Source organism: Streptomyces sp. WMMC940 (assembly GCF_027460265.1).
Classification (GTDB): Bacteria; Actinomycetota; Actinomycetes; order Streptomycetales; family Streptomycetaceae; genus Streptomyces.
This window is the reverse complement of record NZ_JAPZBC010000001.1, coordinates 2,677,866-2,694,791: the sequence shown is the minus strand read 5'-3', so window position 1 is coordinate 2,694,791 and position 16,926 is coordinate 2,677,866. Positions and strand designations below refer to the sequence as shown.

The window sequence follows — 16,926 nt, the reverse complement described above, 5'->3', positions numbered from 1 at the left end:
TCCGTGGGCGCGGTCCCGGGCGTGGTCACCGCATGTTCATCGACGCGTCGTCATATGCCATGGCATGGCCTTGCTTGTTCGAGGGAATATCCCTGACAGGTCGACATCCGGACACCCGCTCCGGATGCCGTTCTACAGCGCGCGGCACCGAGCCGCTCGCCCGGGAGGCCCTTTGCGCCAGGACGACCGTGCGGCCAGCACGGAAGGAACGGGGGGCCGGTGCCCGGCCCGTGCATCGTGGCCGGAGACCGGTCCTGTCCCCTGCCGTTCGGTGGGGAGACCCCCAGTCCGCGACGCCGTCGCACCCCGATCTCAGCCGAGGGGGTACGTCCTTCCGTGGTGAACAGCACAAAGCGCCGCATGTCCGACAGGCGCACCTACGTTCTCGACACCAGCGTCCTGCTGGCCGACCCCAATGCCGTCTCGCGTTTCGACGAGCACGAGGTGGTGCTCCCGATCGTCGTCGTGACGGAGCTGGAGGCCAAAAGGCACCACCCGGAGCTCGGTTACTTCGCCCGGCAGGCGCTGCGCCTGCTCGACGACTACCGGGTCCGGTACGGCCGCCTGGACGCACCCCTCCCGATGGGCGACCTCGGCGGCACGTTGCGCGTCGAGCTCAACCACTCGGACCCCGGGGTGCTTCCCGCCGGTTACCGGCTGGGTGACAACGACTCACGGATCCTCGCGGTGGCACGGAACCTCCAGGCAGAGGGGTACGACGTCACCGTCGTGTCCAAGGACCTGCCGCTGCGCATCAAGGCGTCCTCCGTCGGCCTGCTTGCCGAGGAGTACCGCGCCGAGCTCGCGGTCACGGATTCCGGTTGGACCGGTATGTCCGAACTGACCCTGGCCGGGGAGCAGGTGGACATCCTCTTCGAGGAGGAGCGCCTGTACGTGCCGGAGGCGTCCGACCTGCCCGTCCACACCGGGCTCGTCCTCCAGTCCGAGCGGGGCAAGGCGCTCGGTCGGGTCGCCTCCGACGGGAACGTCCGGCTGGTCCGCGGTGACCGTGAGGCCTTCGGGATCCGCGGCCGCAGCGCCGAGCAGCGCATCGCCCTCGATCTGCTGCTCGACCCGGACGTCGGCATCGTCTCCATGGGTGGCCGGGCGGGCACCGGCAAGTCCGCGCTCGCGCTCTGTGCCGGCCTGGAGGCCGTCCTGGAGCGCCGGCAGCACCGGAAGGTGATGGTCTTCCGGCCGCTGTACGCGGTGGGCGGGCAGGAACTGGGCTATCTGCCGGGCACCGAGGCCGAGAAGATGAGCCCTTGGGCGCAGGCTGTCTTCGACACGCTGTCCGCGGTGGCCGGCCGCGAGGTCATCGAGGAGGTCCTGGGCCGGGGCATGCTCGAGGTGCTGCCGCTGACCCATATCCGCGGGCGTTCGCTGCACGACGCGTTCGTCATCGTCGACGAGGCCCAGTCCCTGGAGCGGAACGTCCTCCTGACCGTTCTGTCCCGTATCGGGGCCAACTCGCGGGTCGTTCTCACCCATGACGTGGCACAAAGGGACAATCTGCGTGTCGGTCGGTACGACGGGGTCGTCGCCGTCGTGGAGAAGCTGAAGGGTCATCCGCTCTTCGCGCACGTCACGCTCACCCGGTCCGAGCGTTCGCAGATCGCCGCGCTGGTGACCGAAATGCTGGAGGACGGACCGATCTGACGGGACCTGCCCGGCTTGGGAGTTGACGCCGCCCGGCGAAGCGAAGGAGCTTAGCCGGGCGGCGTCGTGCCGTGCCGCCCTTTCCAGAAAACTCCTGGGACAAACGAGGTGTGAGCTTTCACACGCAGCCATGAATTGCCTTGCGGCATCGGCTTCCGGCAGAGTCTGGGTTCCGTCAGGCCCCGCATACGGCACAGCTGCACCCTCAGGGGTGCGGCACCACACAACTCCACAGACGCCGCCGTATGCCGCCCGAGCACCACGCGGCACTCCCGCAAGGGAGCGCCCACCGGGCCCGTGCCTCCCGTGACCTAGCAAGAGGGAGTGCCAGTGCCAGGGGCACGATTGCGCCCGCGAGGTCACCTGTGCGGGCGATGCTGGAAGGAAACCGTGTGAGCCGGATCTCGGTCCGGGGATTCGCAGTGGCGTCCGCCACCGCAGTCACCACTGTCGGCGCCGTCGTCGGTGTTGCCTCGGGCAACACCGTGCCCGCGAACGGCGACAACCTGGAGACGACCGCGGCAGACGCGACGCTCCTCGCGGACATCCCCGTCGGTGAGCAGGCCCAGGTTCAGGTCGCATCCCTGACCCAGCAGGCCGACGCGCAGGCGGCCGCCGCCGACGCGGCCGCGAGGAAGTCCGCCGAGGAGGCGGCTCGCGTCCAGGCCGCCAAGGACGCCGAGGCGAAGAAGGAAGCCGCCGAGGAGAAGGCCCAGCGCGAGGCCGAGGCCAAGGAGGCCGAGGAGCGCGCCAGCCGGTCCGCCGTCCGTGACGCCTCCAGCTTCGCGACGCAGTCCTCGTACAGCATCTCCGAGGTCCAGGCGATGGCCCGCCAGATGGTCCCCGGCGACCAGTTCCAGTGCTTCAGCAACATCGTGGACCACGAGTCCAGCTGGAACTACCGGGCCCAGAACCCGTCCTCCGGTGCCTACGGCCTCGTCCAGGCGCTGCCGGGCTCCAAGATGGCGTCCGCCGGCGCGGACTGGCAGACGAACCCCGCGACCCAGATCAAGTGGGGCCTCAACTACATGAACGACCGCTACGGCAGCCCCTGCGGCGCCTGGTCGTTCTGGCAGGCCAACCACTGGTACTAGGCCGACCATCGGTACCGGCCCGACAACCGGTACCCAGGCGGACGACCGGTACCGACCGGGCCCCGGACTCCGGGAAGTTCCGGCTGCTCGACTCCGCTGAGCCCCTCACCGTCCGACGGTGGGGGGCTCGATGCGTGTACGGTCGGGACGGACCTTGGGGGGAGAGGGAAGCACGAGATGTCGAAGACGCCAGCTTGGCTGGGTCGGCTGGGGGCCGGACTGTCCCGGCTCGGGGCACGGTTGGAGGAGCGCCGGGCCGCCGCGGCCGCGGACGACGGCAACGGCATGGGTGACGGCGATCTCGACGCGGGGAACCCGCCCGAGCACGTCCCGCCGCCGCCCGCGTACGCCCCGGCCGTTCCGGCGAGGCCCCATCCGGTCGAGGCCATCCCCTGGGGCATGAGGGTCGCGGCCGAGGCGGGCTGGCGGCTGCTGGTCCTGGCGGGAACGCTCTGGGTGCTGATGCGTGTCATCAGCGCGGTCCAGCTCGTCGTGCTCGCCTTCGTCGCGGCCCTGCTGGTCACCGCGCTGCTCCAGCCGACCGTGGCCCGTCTGAGGGGGGTCGGCCTGCCGCGCGGGCTCGCCACGGCCGTCACGGCGATCCTGGGCTTCGTCGTCATCGGCCTCGTCGGCTGGTTCGTCGTCTGGCAGGTGATGGACAACCTCGACAACGTCGCCGACCGGGTCAAGGACGGTATCGAGGAGCTCAAGCGCTGGCTGCTCAACAGTCCGTTCCATGTGACCGAGCGCCAGATCAACGACATCGCGAACAACCTCCAGGACACCATCGGCACCAACACGCAGGAGATCACCTCCGCCGGGCTCGAGGGCGTGAGCGTGATGGTGGAGATCCTCACCGGGATGCTGCTGGCGCTGTTCTCGACCCTCTTCCTGCTCTACGACGGGAAGCGGATCTGGCAGTGGTCCCTGAAGCTGGTGCCCTCCGCGGCCCGCCCGGGTGTCGCCGGCGCCGGCCCGCGCGCCTGGCGGACGCTGACGGCGTACGTGCGGGGCACCGTGGTGGTCGCCCTCATCGACGCGATCTTCATCGGACTGGGCATCTACTTCCTCGATGTGCCGCTGGCCGTTCCGCTCGCCGTCTTCATCTTCCTGTTCTCCTTCATCCCCCTCGTGGGTGCGGTCGTGTCGGGGGCCCTCGCGGTCGTCGTCGCGCTGGTCACCCAGGGCGTGTTCACCGCCCTCATGGTGCTGCTGGTAGTGCTCGCCGTGCAGCAGATCGAGGGGCACGTGCTGCAGCCGTTCATCCTCGGCCGCGCGGTCCGCGTCCATCCGCTGGCCGTCGTCCTCGCCGTCGCCACGGGCGGTCTGACGGCGGGGATCGGCGGCGCGGTGGTCGCGGTGCCGCTGGTCGCGGTGACGAACACGGTGGTCACCTATCTGCGTGCGTACGGCCGGGGCCAGGTCAGCCGGATCGGTCCCGCTCCGCACGGGGCGACGGTGACGGACCTCGCCCCGACCCCGTCGCCGCCCCCGACCGCCCCGAAGCCCGAGTCCTCTCCCCCGGAGGGCGAGGAACGCACATGAGCACCTGGTCGAGGACACCAGGCGGCTGGCGGCCCGGCTCGAACGCCCCGTGTGCCGGACGGCGGTTCGGCGCCGGTGCCGACCGGCGCGCTTCCCCCGCGTACGACGAGGGCGCCCCGCCCGGCATGCAGCCGGGCGGGGCGCCCTCCTCACGTCCCGGCCGTCCGGCCGGGACGTGACTACTCGGCCAGAACGGCTTCCGCGTCCAGCGTGGTGCCGACGGCCTGGATCACCGAGGCGATCTTGAAGGCCTCCTGGATGACGTCGCGTTCGACGCCCGCCTTGCGAAGCACCTGCTCGTGCGAGTCCAGGCACTGGCCGCAGCCGTTGATCGCGGAGACGGCCAGCGACCACAGCTCGAAGTCGGTCTTCTCGACGCCGGGGTTGCCGATGACGTTCATCCGCAGACCGGCGCGCAGCGTCCCGTACTCGGGGTCCGACAGCAGGTGCCGGGTCCGGTAGAAGACGTTGTTCATCGCCATGACCGCGGCGGCCGACTTGGCGGCGGTGTACGCCTCGCCGGACAGGTTGGCCTTGGCCTCGGGCTCGAGCTCGCGCAGCACGATCGGCGAGCGGGAGGCGATCGCGCAGGCCAGGACCGTGCCCCACAGCTGCTGCCGCGGGAGGTCGCTGTTGCCGATCACCGAACCGAGGTTCAGCTTCAGGTCCTTGGCGTAGTCCGGCAGGGCGGACTTCAGCTCATCGAGCGCCATGCTCACTCACCGGCCAGCAGCTTGACCGGGTCGAGGGTGTTCTCGCCCTTGGTCCAGTTGCAGGGGCAGAGCTCGTCGGTCTGCAGGGCGTCGAGGACCCGCAGGACCTCCTTGGGGTTACGGCCGACGGAGCCGGCGGTCACCATCGTGAACTGGATCTCGTTGTTCGGGTCGACGATGAAGACGGCGCGCTGGGCGAAGCCGTCCTCGCCCTCGATGCCGAGGTCGCGCATCAGCTCGTGCCTGGAGTCGGCCAGCATCGGGAAGGGCAGGTCACGCAGGTCGTCGTGGTCCTTGCGCCAGGCGTGGTGGACGAACTCGGAGTCGCCGGAGAAGCCGAGGACCTGGGCGTCACGGTCGGCGAACTCGTCGTTCAGCTTGCCGAACGCGGCGATCTCCGTGGGGCAGACGAAGGTGAAGTCCTTGGGCCACGCGAAGACGACCTTCCACTTGCCCTCGTAGGACTTGTGGGTGATCTGCTCGAACTCCTTGCCGCTCTCCAGCGAGACGCAGGCGGTCAGCTCGAAGGTGGGGAACTGGTCACCGACAGTGAGCACACGCTCTCCTTGCAACAGGAAGCCCCTCGTGAGGGCCTCCGGGGGTTGGACGGATCTCCACCCTGGCACAGAGTGCATTGATCAAAGAAATAGCTAGACTGGGTCGCCGTGATCGGAGGTGCTTATTAGTGGTGGCGGTGAACGGGTCGAATCGGGGCAAGCAGCCCAGCCTGGCTCAGCTTCGAGCCTTCGCCGCCGTCTCCGAGCATCTGCACTTCCGGGACGCGGCCGCCGCAATAGGGACGAGTCAGCCCGCGCTGTCCGGGGCCGTGTCGGCGCTGGAGGAGGCACTGGGTGTCCAGCTGCTGGAGCGTACGACGCGGAAGGTCCTCCTGTCGCCGGCGGGTGCGCGGCTGGCGGTCCGGGCCAAGGCGGTCCTCGACGCCGTCGGTGAACTGCTGGAGGAGGCGGAGGCGGTACGCGCGCCGTTCACCGGGGTGCTGCGGCTCGGGGTGATCCCGACCGTCGCGCCGTACCTGCTGCCGAGCGTTCTGCGGCTGGTCCACGAGCGCTATCCGGATCTGGATCTCCAGGTCCACGAGGAGCAGACGTCGTCGCTGCTGGAGGGCCTTTCGGCGGGCCGGCTCGACCTGCTGCTCCTCGCCGTCCCCCTCGGGGTGCCCGGGGTGACGGAACTTCCCCTGTTCGACGAGGACTTCGTGCTGGTGACGTACGACGACCACTGGCTCGGCGGCCGCGAGGACATTCCGCGCGACGCGCTCCGGGAGCTCCCGCTGCTGCTTCTCGACGAGGGGCACTGCCTGCGTGACCAGGCCCTCGACATCTGCCGGGAGGCGGGCCGCACCGAGGGGGCACCGGTCACCACCACCGCCGCCGGGCTGTCCACCCTGGTCCAGCTGGTCGCGGGCGGACTGGGCGTCACCCTCCTCCCGCGCACCGCCGTCCGGGTCGAGACGGGCCGCAACCCGGCCCTGTCCACCGGCTACTTCGCGGACCCGGCCCCGGCCCGCCGCGTCGCCCTGGCGATGCGCACGGGAGCGGCCCGCCAGGGCGAGTTCGAGCAGTTCGCGGGCGCGCTCCGGGAGGCGCTGGGGGACCTTCCGGTGCGCGTGCTCCACGACGGCGGGTTCGCCGCGTCCGCAGACCCTCCGACCGCATCGGCCGCAGCGGCGACGGCGGGCTGAGCAGCGTCACGCCGGCGCCGACGCCGGCCAGGGACGCGCTCGCGGCCCGGCCGACGGCCGGCACCCGTGCCGTCACCCTCTTCCGACCCGGCCGTGCTCGCGTACGGCCCGCCCCGACGTGCGTCGGCCTCCGAAGGGCGGGTGCCCTCCGGAGGCCGCCCCGGCTACTCCTCGGACGGCGCCTTCGGCGGTCGTCCGCGGCGGGGGATGGGCTTGACGCCGCCGGGCAGACGGCCCGACTCCGACAGTGCCCGGCGCAGCAGGAACTCGATCTGCGCGTTGGCGCTGCGCAGCTCGTCCGACGCCCAGCGCGCCAGCGCCTCGTACACCGCCGGGTCGAGCCGCAACAGCACCTGTTTCCGTTCGGAAGGGGTCACTGGTAGAGCGTGCCCGTGTTCAGGACGGGCTGTGCGGCGCGGTCCCCGCAGAGCACCACCATCAGGTTCGACACCATCGCCGCCTTGCGTTCGTCGTCCAGCTCCACGAGGCCCTCCTCCGTGATCCTCGACAGCGCGGCCTCCACCATGCCGACCGCGCCGTCCACGATCTGCCGGCGGGCGGCGACCACGGCCCCCGCCTGCTGGCGCTGGAGCATGGCCGAGGCGATCTCGGGCGCGTACGCGAGGTGGGTGAAGCGGGACTCGACGATGTGGACGCCCGCCGCCTCGACCCGTGCGCGCAGTTCCAGGGCGAGCTTCTCGGTGATCTCCTCGGCGTTGCCGCGCAGCGACAGGCCGTCCTCGTCGTGGGCGTCGTACGGGTACTCGATCGCGATGTGCCGCACCGCCGCCTCGGTCTGGGTGGAGACGAACTCCCGGAAGTCGTCCACCTCGAACATCGCCTGTGCGGTGTCCTCGACCTTCCACACGACCACCGCGGCGAGCTCGATCGGGTTGCCGTAGGCGTCGTTGACCTTGAGCACCGCGGTCTCGTGGTTGCGGATCCGGGTGGAGATCTTCGCCCGGGTGGTCAGCGGGTTGACCCAGCGCAGTCCGTCCGTGCGGATCGTGCCCCGGTAGCGGCCGAAGAGCTGCACCACCCGCGCCTCGCCCGGTGCGATCATGTTGAGCCCGCACATCGAGAAGGCGGAGGCGGCCACCACGACGATTCCGAGCACGACCAGTGCGACCTTCGCGGTCGCCGCCGTCGCTGTGGGACCCGTCACGATCAGTGCGATGCCGGCCGCGAGTCCGGCCAGGGCGAGCAGCAGTGCCAGGCCCCCGCCGATGCTGTGCGCGGCGAACTCCCTGACCTTCGGCGCGGGCATCTCGGGTACGTCGTCGTGGTGCAGGGATGTGCTGGTCGCAGGCATTCCGGTCCCCCCGTTCAGCGGGCCGCACCGGCGGCCCGACTAGCTAGCAATGTGATTACACATTATCTGAACCGGCAACCCTGCGCACCCCTCGTGAGTCGGTTCCTTGTGAGACGGGTGCTGATTGTCACGTCCGGAAAAGACCGGATCGGTCGTCCTTTGTCTGTACGACCGGTGTTAGCTTTCTGAGCTGATCTGGCGAAGAGCGCCGGGGTACGGCACGACCAACGACCAACGACGAGCGCGGAACAGAGAGCGGAGCGACGAAGCGATGGGCCGAGCGGAAGCGCGGAGAACCCGGCAGCGCGACGCGCGCCGGGCGGGCAAGGCCGGGGGCATACGGCGCTTCCTCACCTGGCGGAAGCTGCTGGGCACCTTCTTCACCCTCTGCCTGCTGGGCATGGGCGCGCTCTTCATCGTCTACCTGCTGGTGCCGGTCCCCACGGCCAACGCGCAGGCCGAGAAGGAGAGCAACGTCTACAAGTACAGCGACGGCTCCATCCTGACCCGTACCGGCTCCGTCAACCGCGAGATCGTCGGTCTGGACAAGATCCCGGACGACGTCGAGAAGGCCTTCGTCGCCGCCGAGAACAAGACCTTCTACAAGGACTCCGGCGTCGACCTGAAGGGCACCGCGCGTGGTGTCTTCAACACCCTGACCGGCGGGGGCAAGCAGGGCGGCTCGACGATCACCCAGCAGTACGTCAAGAACTACTACCTGAACCAGGACCAGACGGTCACCCGCAAGCTCAAGGAGCTGGTGATCTCGCTGAAGGTGGACCAGCAGAAGGACAAGGACGAGATCCTCGCCGGCTACCTGAACACCAGCTACTACGGGCGCGGCGCCTACGGCATCCAGGCCGCGGCCCAGGCGTACTACCGCAAGGACGCCCAGAAGCTGACCGTCGCCGAGGGCGCCTACCTCGCCGCCCTGCTCCAGGCCCCCAGCCAGTACGACTGGGCGGTTGCCTCGCCGACCGGCAGGAAGCTGGTGAGCGAGCGCTGGAACTACGTCCTGAACAACATGGTCGGGGAGAACTGGCTGGACGCGTCCGCGCGTTCGGCCCTCTCGTTCCCGGTGCCGAAGGAGCCGAAGGCGGCCCCGGGTATGGAGGGGCAGACCGGTTACCTCGTCAAGGCGGCCAACGCCGAACTCGCCAGGCGCGGCGTCAGTGAGGACCAGATCGAGGCCGGCGGCTGGACGATCACGCTCAGCATCGAGAAGAAGCGCCAGAACGCCCTCCTCAAGGCCGTCGGCGAGCAGTTGGAGGAGAAGCTCGACCGCAAGGGCGACACGCGCGACGCGACCGTCCAGGCGGGAGCGACCTCCGTCGACCCGAAGACCGGCAAGGTCGTCGCCCTGTACGGCGGGGTCGGCGCGACCGAGCACTGGATCTCCAACGCCACCCGGCGCGACTACCAGCCCGCGTCCACGTTCAAGCCCATCGTGCTCGCCTCCGCGCTGGAGAACGGGGCCGAGACCCAGGACGGCCGACGGATCGGCCTCAACACGATCTACGACGGCAACAGCAAGCGCCCGGTGGAGGGCAGCGACACGCCCTTCGCGCCGGAGAACGAGGACGACCGCAGCTACGGCCCCGTCACCGTCCAGAGGGCCACCAACAGCTCGATCAACTCGGTGTACGCCCAGATGATCGTGGACGTCGGCCCCGGCAAGGTGAAGGAGACCGCGGTCGGCCTCGGGATGCACGACGGCGAGGGCTGGCCGGTGCGGCCGGCGATGTCACTCGGCACGATGGGCGCGTCGACCTGGGACATGGCCGCGGCCTACGCGACCCTCGACAACCACGGCGAGCAGGTCGTGCCCTCGATCGTGAAGGACGTCAAGCACCGCACCCGCGAGGCGGGAGCCGCCCCCGAGGGCGGTGACCGGGTCATCAGCCGGGAGGCCGCCGACACCGTGACCCAGGCCATGACCGGCGTGGTGCGGAGCGGCTCCGGCCGCAACGCCCAGGGCGACTACTCCGCGGCCGGCAAGACCGGCACCTCGGAGAACAACCGCTCGGCCTGGTTCGTGGGATACACGCCCGAACTGGTGACCGCCGTCGGTCTGTTCGGGGAGGACGCCAAGGGCCGCCAGGTGACCCTGACCGACACCATCAACGAGGGCCGCGCCAACGGCGGTGGGGTGCCGGCCATGATCTGGCAGCAGTACACGACCGGCGCGCTCGGCGGCGGCTCGGACGAGCGGTTCGACCTGGATCTCATGGCGCCGGTGCAGGAGGAGCTCCCGGCGAGTCCCAGCGGGTCGCCCTCCGGGAGCGAGGAGCCGGAGGAGCCCTCGGACGAGCCGTCGCAGTCGGAGAAGCCGGACGACCGGCCGAGCACCTCACCCGACCCGACGCAGTCGGACGACGAGTCCACCGGGCCGGGCGACTCGACGGGCACCACGGAGGGCACCGACAGCGGTACCACCGAGGGCGGCGGGACCGACTCCGGCACCACGGAGGGCGGCGAGAGCGACGGCGGGACCGATTCCGGCACCACGGACGGGACGACGACGGGGACGACGTCCGGCGTACGGCCGCCCCGGCCCCAGAACACCTGAGGGCCGTCCCGCGGCTGTCGCGGAACGGCGGACAGCCCTTGGGACGGGGGAGCCGCAGGACCGGGAAGGGCCCGGAGCGCCGGGCCCTTCCGCGTGGTCCGCACGGGGCGGGCGGTCAGCCTCCGTTGACCTCCTTGGAGATCCGGTCGCCGATCTCCTTGTCGACGTTGCGCCAGTACTGCACCGCCCGGTCCAGCACCGGCCGTGAAACGCCCTGCTTCAGATGACCGCTGACGTTCGAAACCAGCCGCGAACGGGCGGCGTCGTCGAGGACGCTGCGGACCATCGTCCCCGCCTGGCCCCAGTCGTCGTCCTCGCGGTGCAGCTTGTACGCCTCGCGCACCATCTCACCGGCCGTCGCCCACCCCGCAGGGTCTCCGAAGCGCGCGAAGTCGGCGTCCGGGCCGCCGTAGGAGTTCGGGGCGTAGGGCCGCGCGGCGTAGGACGGGGCGTAGCGCATCGGGCCGTCCTTGGCGTACGAGTTCACCGGTGCGTGCGGCCGGTTGGGCGGCAGCTGTGCGTAGTTGGGGCCGATCCGGTACCGGTGGGTGTCCGGGTAGGAGAACAGCCGGCCGAGCAGCATCTTGTCCGGCGACGGCCCGATGCCCGGAACCATGTTCGACGGCTCGAAGGCGGCCTGCTCGATGTGGATGAAGTAGTCCTCCGGGTTCCGGTTCAGCGTCATCCGGCCCACGTCGATCAGCGGGTAGTCCCCGTGCGGCCACACCTTCGTCAGGTCGAAGGGGTTGAACCGGTAGTCCGCGGCGTCCTCGAACGGCATGACCTGGACCTTCAGGGTCCACGAGGGCGCGTCCCCGGCCTCGATCGAGTCGTACAGATCGCGCCGGTGCTTGTCCGCGTCGGAACCGGCGAGTTCGTCGGCCTCCTCCTGGGTGAGGAAGTCGATGCCCTGGTCGGTCTTGAAGTGGTACTTCACCCAGAACCGCTCACCGGCGCCGTTGATCCACATGTAGGTGTGCGATCCGTAGCCGTTCATGTGGCGATAGGTCTTGGGGATGCCCCGGTCGCCCATCAGCCAGGTGACCTGGTGCGCCGACTCGGGGGAGAGGGTCCAGAAGTCCCACTGCATGTCGTTGTTGCGCAGCCCGGTGGCCGGGTGTCGCTTCTGCGACCTGATGAAGTCCTGGAACTTGATCGTGTCGCGCACGAAGAAGATCGGCGTGTTGTTGCCGACCAGATCGTAGTTGCCCTGCTCGGTGTAGAACTTCAGTGCGAAGCCGCGCGGGTCGCGCCAGGTGTCCGGGGACCCCTGCTCGCCGGCGACCGTCGAGAACCGGGCCAGCATCTCGGTGCGCCTGCCCGGCTGGAACAGGTCGGCCTTGGTGAACTGGCTGACGTCGTTGGTGACTTCGAAGAAGCCGTACGCGCCGGAGCCCTTGGCGTGCACCACCCGCTCGGGGACCCGTTCGCGGTTGAACTGGGCCATCTTCTCGATCAGGTAATGGTCCTGCAGAAGGATCGGGCCGTCCGGCCCCACGGTCAGCGAGTGCTCGTCGCTCTCCACGGGAATGCCGTGGTTGTTCGTCGTGTACGGAGCTTTGGGGGGTGACTCGGTCACGAGCGTCCTCCCGTCCATCGAGGGAATGTGGTCGCTTCGGCCGTGTGCCCCAGTCAACTCCTTACATGCGAAGTCGGCAACATTTGGACCATGTCCAGGTTTGGCTCCGTTACTGGTCACGCCTGGGTGGACAACTCGAACCACACGACCTTGCCCGTGGACAGCCGCGTCGCCCCCCATCGCCGGGCCAGCCGGTTCACCAGGAACAACCCGCGGCCGCCCTCGTCCGTGTCCCGGGCCCGCCGCTGACGCGGCAGCTGCGGCGAGTCGTCACCGACCTCGCACCGCAGCACGTCGGTGCGCAGGAGCCGCAGGGTCACCGGCCGCTCCGCGTACCGCACGGCATTGGTCACCACTTCGCTGACCAGCAGTTCCACCGAGTCGGACAGCTCCTCCAGGCCCCATCGTGCCAGTGCCCTGCGGGCCAGCCGGCGGGCCCGGCCGGGGGCGGAGTCCTCGGGCTCCAGGAACCAGTACGCGACGTCACTCGGAGCGATCCCGTCGAAACGGGCCGCGAGCAGCGCGATGTCGTCGTCCCGGTCACCCGGGCCGAGCATGTCCAGCACGTCGTCGCAGAGCGCCTCCAGCGGCGGCGAATGGTCGGGGCCGGTGAGCTGCGCAGTCGCGGCCAGCCGCTCCCTCAGCTGCTCGATGCCGGTCCACACGTCCCGCAGCCGCGACTCCACCAGCCCGTCCGTGTACAGCAGCAGCGTCGCCCCGGCGGGCGCGTCCAGCTCCACGGCCTCGAAGTCCACCCCGCCCACGCCGATGGGGGCGCCCGGCGGCACCCGCAGGACCTCCGCCCGGCCGCCGAGGTGCAGCAGTATGGGCGGCGGATGGCCGGCGTTGGCGATCGTGATCCGGTGCGAGACCGGGTCGTAGACCGCGTACAGGCAGGTCGCCATGCGGTCGGTGCCGAGCCGCTGCGCCTGCTCGTCGAGGTGGTGCAGCACCTCTTGCGGGGGCAGGTCCAGACCGGCCAGGGTCTGGGCCGTCGTCCGCAACTGGCCCATGATCGCGGCTGAGGTCATCGAGTGGCCCATGACGTCGCCGACGACCAGGGCGACCCGGCTGCCGGGCAGCGGGATGGCGTCGTACCAGTCGCCGCCGACCCGGGCCGTCTCCGCGGCCGGGAGATAGCGCGAGGCCAGCCGTACGCCGGTCGGCTGCGGCAGCCCCTCGGGCAGCATCGTGCGCTGCAGCTCGTCCGCGATGTACGCCTCACGGCCGTACAGGACCGCCTTGTCGATGCCGAGCGCGGTGTGCGTCGCCAGCTGGGCGGCCACGAGCAGATCGTCCGGCTCGAAGGCCGGCCGGTCCGGACGCCGAAGGAAGATCGCGGCGCCGGTGACCCGGCGCCGGCCGCGCAGCGGGGCCAGGATCGCCCGCTGCCCCGCGGGCAGGGTCTTGCCGTCGCCCAGCAGTTCGGGCAGCGCGGCCCGGGCGGCGGCCGAGTCGCCGAAGACCGGGCGCACACCCCGCAGCACCTCCGCGAGCGGACCGCCGGCGATCACCTCGCACAGCTCGGCGGCCGGCGCCACGTCCGCCGGGGGGCCGAGCACCGGCACCTGGACGCCGCCGATCAGGGCGCCGTCGGTGTCCTCGTCGGTTAAACGCAACCTGTCGGTCCGGCGGAGCCGCAGCACGAACGGCGCGACCGGCCGCTCGTCACCCACGGGCAGCGGATCCCGCAGGTACACCAGGATCGCGTCGGAGAACGTGGGCACCGTGGCCCGGCACAGCCCGAGCACGATCTCGTCCAGGTCCATACCGCGGGCGATCCGCCGGGTCGCCGCCCCGACGAAACGCAGCCGGTCGCCCTCGCGGCGCGCCAGGCCCGCGGGATCCTGCGGCGGCTCCGGGGGCGCGGGCGGCTGCGGCGGGACCGCGGCGGGCGCGGCCGGCAGGGGGGCATGGGCGGCGGCCTCCTGCCGCGGCCGGGTGCGCTCCTGCGGCCGGGCAGCCACGGGCTGCCGGCCTTCGTGGGAGGTGGGGTGCTCCGTCACGCCTGGGATTCCGTCCGTCCGGGCCGGTGGTGCGAGGCTGGGAACCGTCCTGCCGATCCTGCCGGGCACGGCACGACCGGCACGGCGGGTCCCGGCGCCTCGGGTGCCGCTGTGCGCCTCCGGGGGCGGTGACGACCGTGGCTGAGCCGCGGTTCCCCGGGCCATCGGGCGAACACACCCCTGGCCCGGGACGGCAACGCCCCTGGAAGGTCGATATAGCCCATACCCAATCCGGGCGAGGCGTCGACAGATCGGGGGAGATCCGGGCACACATCCGGCACGGTTCAGTCCCCCTTGTGATGACTTACGGTCAGTTCTTGTGCTGCGCTCAATCGTTGATGCGATGTGGCCTTGCGGAGGACGATCCTACGTTTGAACCCCGGGGGCGCATCAAGGGTCTCACGGCGTCGTCATGCGGACGTGGGCGCGGGGGTCCGATTCCAGTCGGCCGGAAGCTCCGGTACAGGCCAGCGCGGGTCGGGCCGCCAGCCCTCCCAGCCGTCGCAGTACGGTGGGCCCCAGTCGCCGATCACCTCGACCGCTTCCCGCCCGGCCGCACGCACCCGCCGCGCCTGTTCCTCGCCCATCAGGCCGGCCGTACGCGCCTGTTCGAACTCGTCCTCGTCCAGCCACTGCCAGCTGCGGTCCGGCTGCACGGCGATGTCCAGAAAGTGATCCTCGGAGTCGACCCCGCCGGACCAACGCAGATGCGGTTCCTCCAGGTTCACGTACCAGTTCCTGAACTGCCAGCCCTCTTCCCAGAAGAGCCACACCGACCACGCCTCGCCCGGTCTGGCGAGCTTCAGCACGCCCGTTCCGGACCATCGGGCGCGTACGGTCGTCCGGGGCGAGGTGTACCGCGTGGCGAGCGGTTCGTGGTGCACGGGCGTCCCGTCGGCGAGCACCGGTTTCACGCACTCGGTGCCCGGGGCCATCCACACCGCCAGCAACTCGTCGGTGTCCCGGACCACGGTCACGGGCCTGCAGATGTGCACGTCGGAGGAGCCGTTGCCGCGATACCGCCAGAGGATCTGCTCCCCCGGCGCCCAGTGCTCGAAGCCCGCCGATCCCGTCATGCAGGGATCCTAGTGCCGCGTCGGGAGGGCGCCGTCGAGGGCCGCGGGGAGTCCGCGGCGGCCGGCGAGCACCTCAGGGACGCGTCATCCGCAGCACGTCCAGCGCCTCGTCCAACTGCTCGAGCGTGAGCGCGCCGCGCTCCACGTACCCGCCCTCCAGCACCACTTCACGGATCGTCCTCCGCTCGGCCAGCGACCTCTTGGCGACCTTCGCGGCCTCCTCGTACCCGATGTACTTGTTGAGCGGGGTGACCACGGAGGGGGACGACTCGGCGTACTCGCGGGCCCGCTTCTCGTCCGCCGTGATGCCGTCCACCGTGCGGTCGGCGAGCAGCCGGGAAGCGTTCGCGAGGAGCCGCACCGACTCCAGCAGGTTCTTGGCCATCACCGGGAGCATCACGTTCAGCTCGAAGTTGCCCGCCGCGCCCGCCACCGCGACCGTCGTGTCGTTGCCCATGACCTGGGCGGCCACCATCAGGACGGCCTCGGGGACGACCGGGTTGACCTTGCCGGGCATGATCGAGGAACCCGGTTGCAGGTCGGGCAGCCGGATCTCGGCGAGCCCGGTGCGCGGGCCGCTCGCCATCCAGCGAAGATCATTCGAGATCTTGGTCAGCGAGACGGCGATCGTCCGCAGCTGGCCGCTCGTCTCGACAAGCCCGTCACGGGCGCCCTGTGCCTCGAAGTGGTCGCGCGCCTCGGTCAGCGGCAGCCCGGTCGTCCGCGCCACCTCGGCGATGACCGCCGCAGGGAACCCGGGCGGTGTGTTGACGCCCGTGCCCACCGCCGTACCGCCGAGGGGGAGTTCGGCGAGCCGGGGCAGCGATGCGTTCAGTCGTTCGATCCCGTACCGGATCTGCGCCGCGTAGCCGCCGAACTCCTGGCCGAGAGTGACCGGTGTCGCGTCCATCAGGTGCGTACGGCCGGACTTCACCACTCGGGAGAACTCCCCGGCCTTGCGCTCCAGCGCCTCCGCCAGGTGCTCCAGCGCGGGGACCAGGTCCCTCGTCACGGCCGCCGTCGCGGCGATGTGGATCGAGGAGGGGAAGACGTCGTTGGACGACTGCGAGGCGTTGACGTGGTCGTTGGGGTGCACGTCGCGGCCGAGGCGCTCGGACGCCAGGGTGGCCAGGACCTCGTTCATGTTCATGTTGGACGACGTCCCCGAGCCGGTCTGGAAGACGTCCACGGGGAAGTGCTCGTCCCAGCGCCCCTCGGCGACCTCCGCTGCGGCCTCCTGGACCGCCAGGGCGATGTCCTCGTCGAGCACGCCGAGCTCCGCGTTGACCTTGGCGGCGGCTGCCTTGATCCGGGCCAGCGCCTCCACATGGGCGCGTTCCAGCCGTTGTCCGGAGACCGGGAAGTTCTCCACCGCCCGCTGGGTCTGGGCGCGCCACTTGGCGTGCTCCGGCACCCGCACTTCCCCCATGGAGTCGTACTCGATCCGGTGACGGCCTGCGTTCTCGCTCGCGTCGGACATCCTCAAACCTCCTGAACAAGGTCAGCACGCCCCTGGTTCCGTGTATTCCCAAGCGCGCCACCGGCCAGTAGAAGCCCTCGACGGCGCCGGACCGGGGAGGCGGCGCCGCCCGGGGAGCCGTGCCACGGCGGCCTGGAGGCGGCGCGGGACACGGAAGAGGGCCCCGCCGCCGGGGCTTGTGTTCAAGGGGT

Annotated in this window: 13 protein-coding genes; 5 read left to right on the top strand and 8 right to left on the bottom strand. The window is 70.6% G+C overall.

What is annotated here, in order from left to right; genetic code table 11:
- The first annotated feature begins 336 nt into the window (after positions 1-336).
- The 3 genes from O7595_RS11685 to O7595_RS11675 all read left to right on the top strand — a co-directional run bounded on the left by O7595_RS11685 (position 337) and on the right by O7595_RS11675 (position 4,298).
- A complete protein-coding gene (locus O7595_RS11685) occupies positions 337-1,659 on the top strand; it encodes a PhoH family protein (protein WP_269728656.1) in 1,323 nt (440 codons plus the stop codon).
- Between the two features lie 392 nt (positions 1,660-2,051).
- Positions 2,052-2,753 (top strand): transglycosylase SLT domain-containing protein, encoded by a 702-nt coding sequence (locus O7595_RS11680; protein WP_269728655.1) that lies wholly within the window; start codon positions 2,052-2,054, stop codon positions 2,751-2,753.
- A gap of 177 nt (positions 2,754-2,930) precedes the next feature.
- Entirely contained in the window at positions 2,931-4,298 is a 1,368-nt protein-coding gene (locus tag O7595_RS11675; RefSeq protein WP_269728654.1) for an AI-2E family transporter, read from the top strand.
- Positions 4,299-4,477: 179 nt separating this feature from the next.
- On the opposite strand, the gene O7595_RS11670 is transcribed toward O7595_RS11675, so the two are convergent.
- Positions 4,478-5,011: an alkyl hydroperoxide reductase gene (locus tag O7595_RS11670; protein ID WP_269728653.1), complete on the bottom strand. Its 534-nt coding sequence runs from the start codon at positions 5,009-5,011 to the stop codon at positions 4,478-4,480.
- 2 nt (positions 5,012-5,013) lie between these two features.
- Positions 5,014-5,568 (bottom strand): peroxiredoxin, encoded by a 555-nt coding sequence (locus O7595_RS11665; RefSeq protein ID WP_269728652.1) that lies wholly within the window; start codon positions 5,566-5,568, stop codon positions 5,014-5,016.
- Between the two features lie 137 nt (positions 5,569-5,705).
- Between O7595_RS11665 and O7595_RS11660 the strand changes: the two genes are divergently transcribed.
- Positions 5,706-6,713, top strand: a complete 1,008-nt coding sequence (locus tag O7595_RS11660) for a LysR substrate-binding domain-containing protein (RefSeq protein WP_269728651.1) — start codon at positions 5,706-5,708, stop codon at positions 6,711-6,713.
- Between the two features lie 164 nt (positions 6,714-6,877).
- Here the strand turns inward: O7595_RS11660 and O7595_RS11655 are convergent, their stop codons facing one another.
- Together O7595_RS11655 and O7595_RS11650 are read right to left on the bottom strand one after the other, a co-directional pair.
- On the bottom strand, positions 6,878-7,141 hold the full coding sequence (locus O7595_RS11655) for a hypothetical protein (protein ID WP_443071831.1): 264 nt from the start codon (positions 7,139-7,141) through the stop codon (positions 6,878-6,880).
- A complete protein-coding gene (locus O7595_RS11650; protein ID WP_269728649.1) occupies positions 7,087-8,025 on the bottom strand; it encodes an SPFH domain-containing protein in 939 nt (312 codons plus the stop codon). The genes O7595_RS11655 and O7595_RS11650 overlap by 55 nt, the downstream gene beginning before the upstream one ends.
- 271 nt (positions 8,026-8,296) lie before the next feature.
- On the opposite strand from O7595_RS11650, the gene O7595_RS11645 reads away from it, so the two are divergent.
- The gene (locus tag O7595_RS11645; RefSeq protein WP_269728648.1) at positions 8,297-10,594 is read left to right on the top strand and encodes a transglycosylase domain-containing protein; all 2,298 of its coding nucleotides are present in this window, start codon (positions 8,297-8,299) and stop codon (positions 10,592-10,594) included.
- Between the two features lie 115 nt (positions 10,595-10,709).
- Here the strand turns inward: O7595_RS11645 and O7595_RS11640 are convergent, their stop codons facing one another.
- The 4 genes from O7595_RS11640 to O7595_RS11625 all read right to left on the bottom strand — a co-directional run bounded on the left by O7595_RS11640 (position 10,710) and on the right by O7595_RS11625 (position 16,735).
- Positions 10,710-12,173, bottom strand: coding sequence for a catalase (locus O7595_RS11640; RefSeq protein WP_269728647.1), 1,464 nt, complete (start codon positions 12,171-12,173; stop codon positions 10,710-10,712).
- A gap of 116 nt (positions 12,174-12,289) precedes the next feature.
- Positions 12,290-14,179, bottom strand: a complete 1,890-nt coding sequence (locus O7595_RS11635) for an ATP-binding SpoIIE family protein phosphatase (protein WP_269728646.1) — start codon at positions 14,177-14,179, stop codon at positions 12,290-12,292.
- A gap of 410 nt (positions 14,180-14,589) precedes the next feature.
- Positions 14,590-15,255 (bottom strand): cytidylyl-2-hydroxypropylphosphonate hydrolase, encoded by a 666-nt coding sequence (gene fomD, locus O7595_RS11630; RefSeq protein WP_269728645.1) that lies wholly within the window; start codon positions 15,253-15,255, stop codon positions 14,590-14,592.
- 73 nt (positions 15,256-15,328) lie between these two features.
- Positions 15,329-16,735: a class II fumarate hydratase gene (locus O7595_RS11625; protein ID WP_269728644.1), complete on the bottom strand. Its 1,407-nt coding sequence runs from the start codon at positions 16,733-16,735 to the stop codon at positions 15,329-15,331.
- Between the last annotated feature and the right edge of the window lie 191 nt (positions 16,736-16,926).

Excerpts from the sequence above, each read along its gene's own strand:
- O7595_RS11675 (WP_269728654.1), top strand. The coding sequence starts at position 2,931 with ATGTCGAAGACGCCAGCTTGGCTGGGTCGGCTGGGGGCCGGACTGTCC.
- O7595_RS11670 (WP_269728653.1), bottom strand. The coding sequence starts at position 5,011 with ATGGCGCTCGATGAGCTGAAGTCCGCCCTGCCGGACTACGCCAAGGAC.
- O7595_RS11650 (WP_269728649.1), bottom strand. The coding sequence starts at position 8,025 with ATGCCTGCGACCAGCACATCCCTGCACCACGACGACGTACCCGAGATG.
- O7595_RS11645 (WP_269728648.1), top strand. The coding sequence starts at position 8,297 with ATGGGCCGAGCGGAAGCGCGGAGAACCCGGCAGCGCGACGCGCGCCGG.
- fomD (WP_269728645.1), bottom strand. The coding sequence starts at position 15,255 with ATGACGGGATCGGCGGGCTTCGAGCACTGGGCGCCGGGGGAGCAGATC.
- O7595_RS11625 (WP_269728644.1), bottom strand. The coding sequence starts at position 16,735 with ATGTCCGACGCGAGCGAGAACGCAGGCCGTCACCGGATCGAGTACGAC.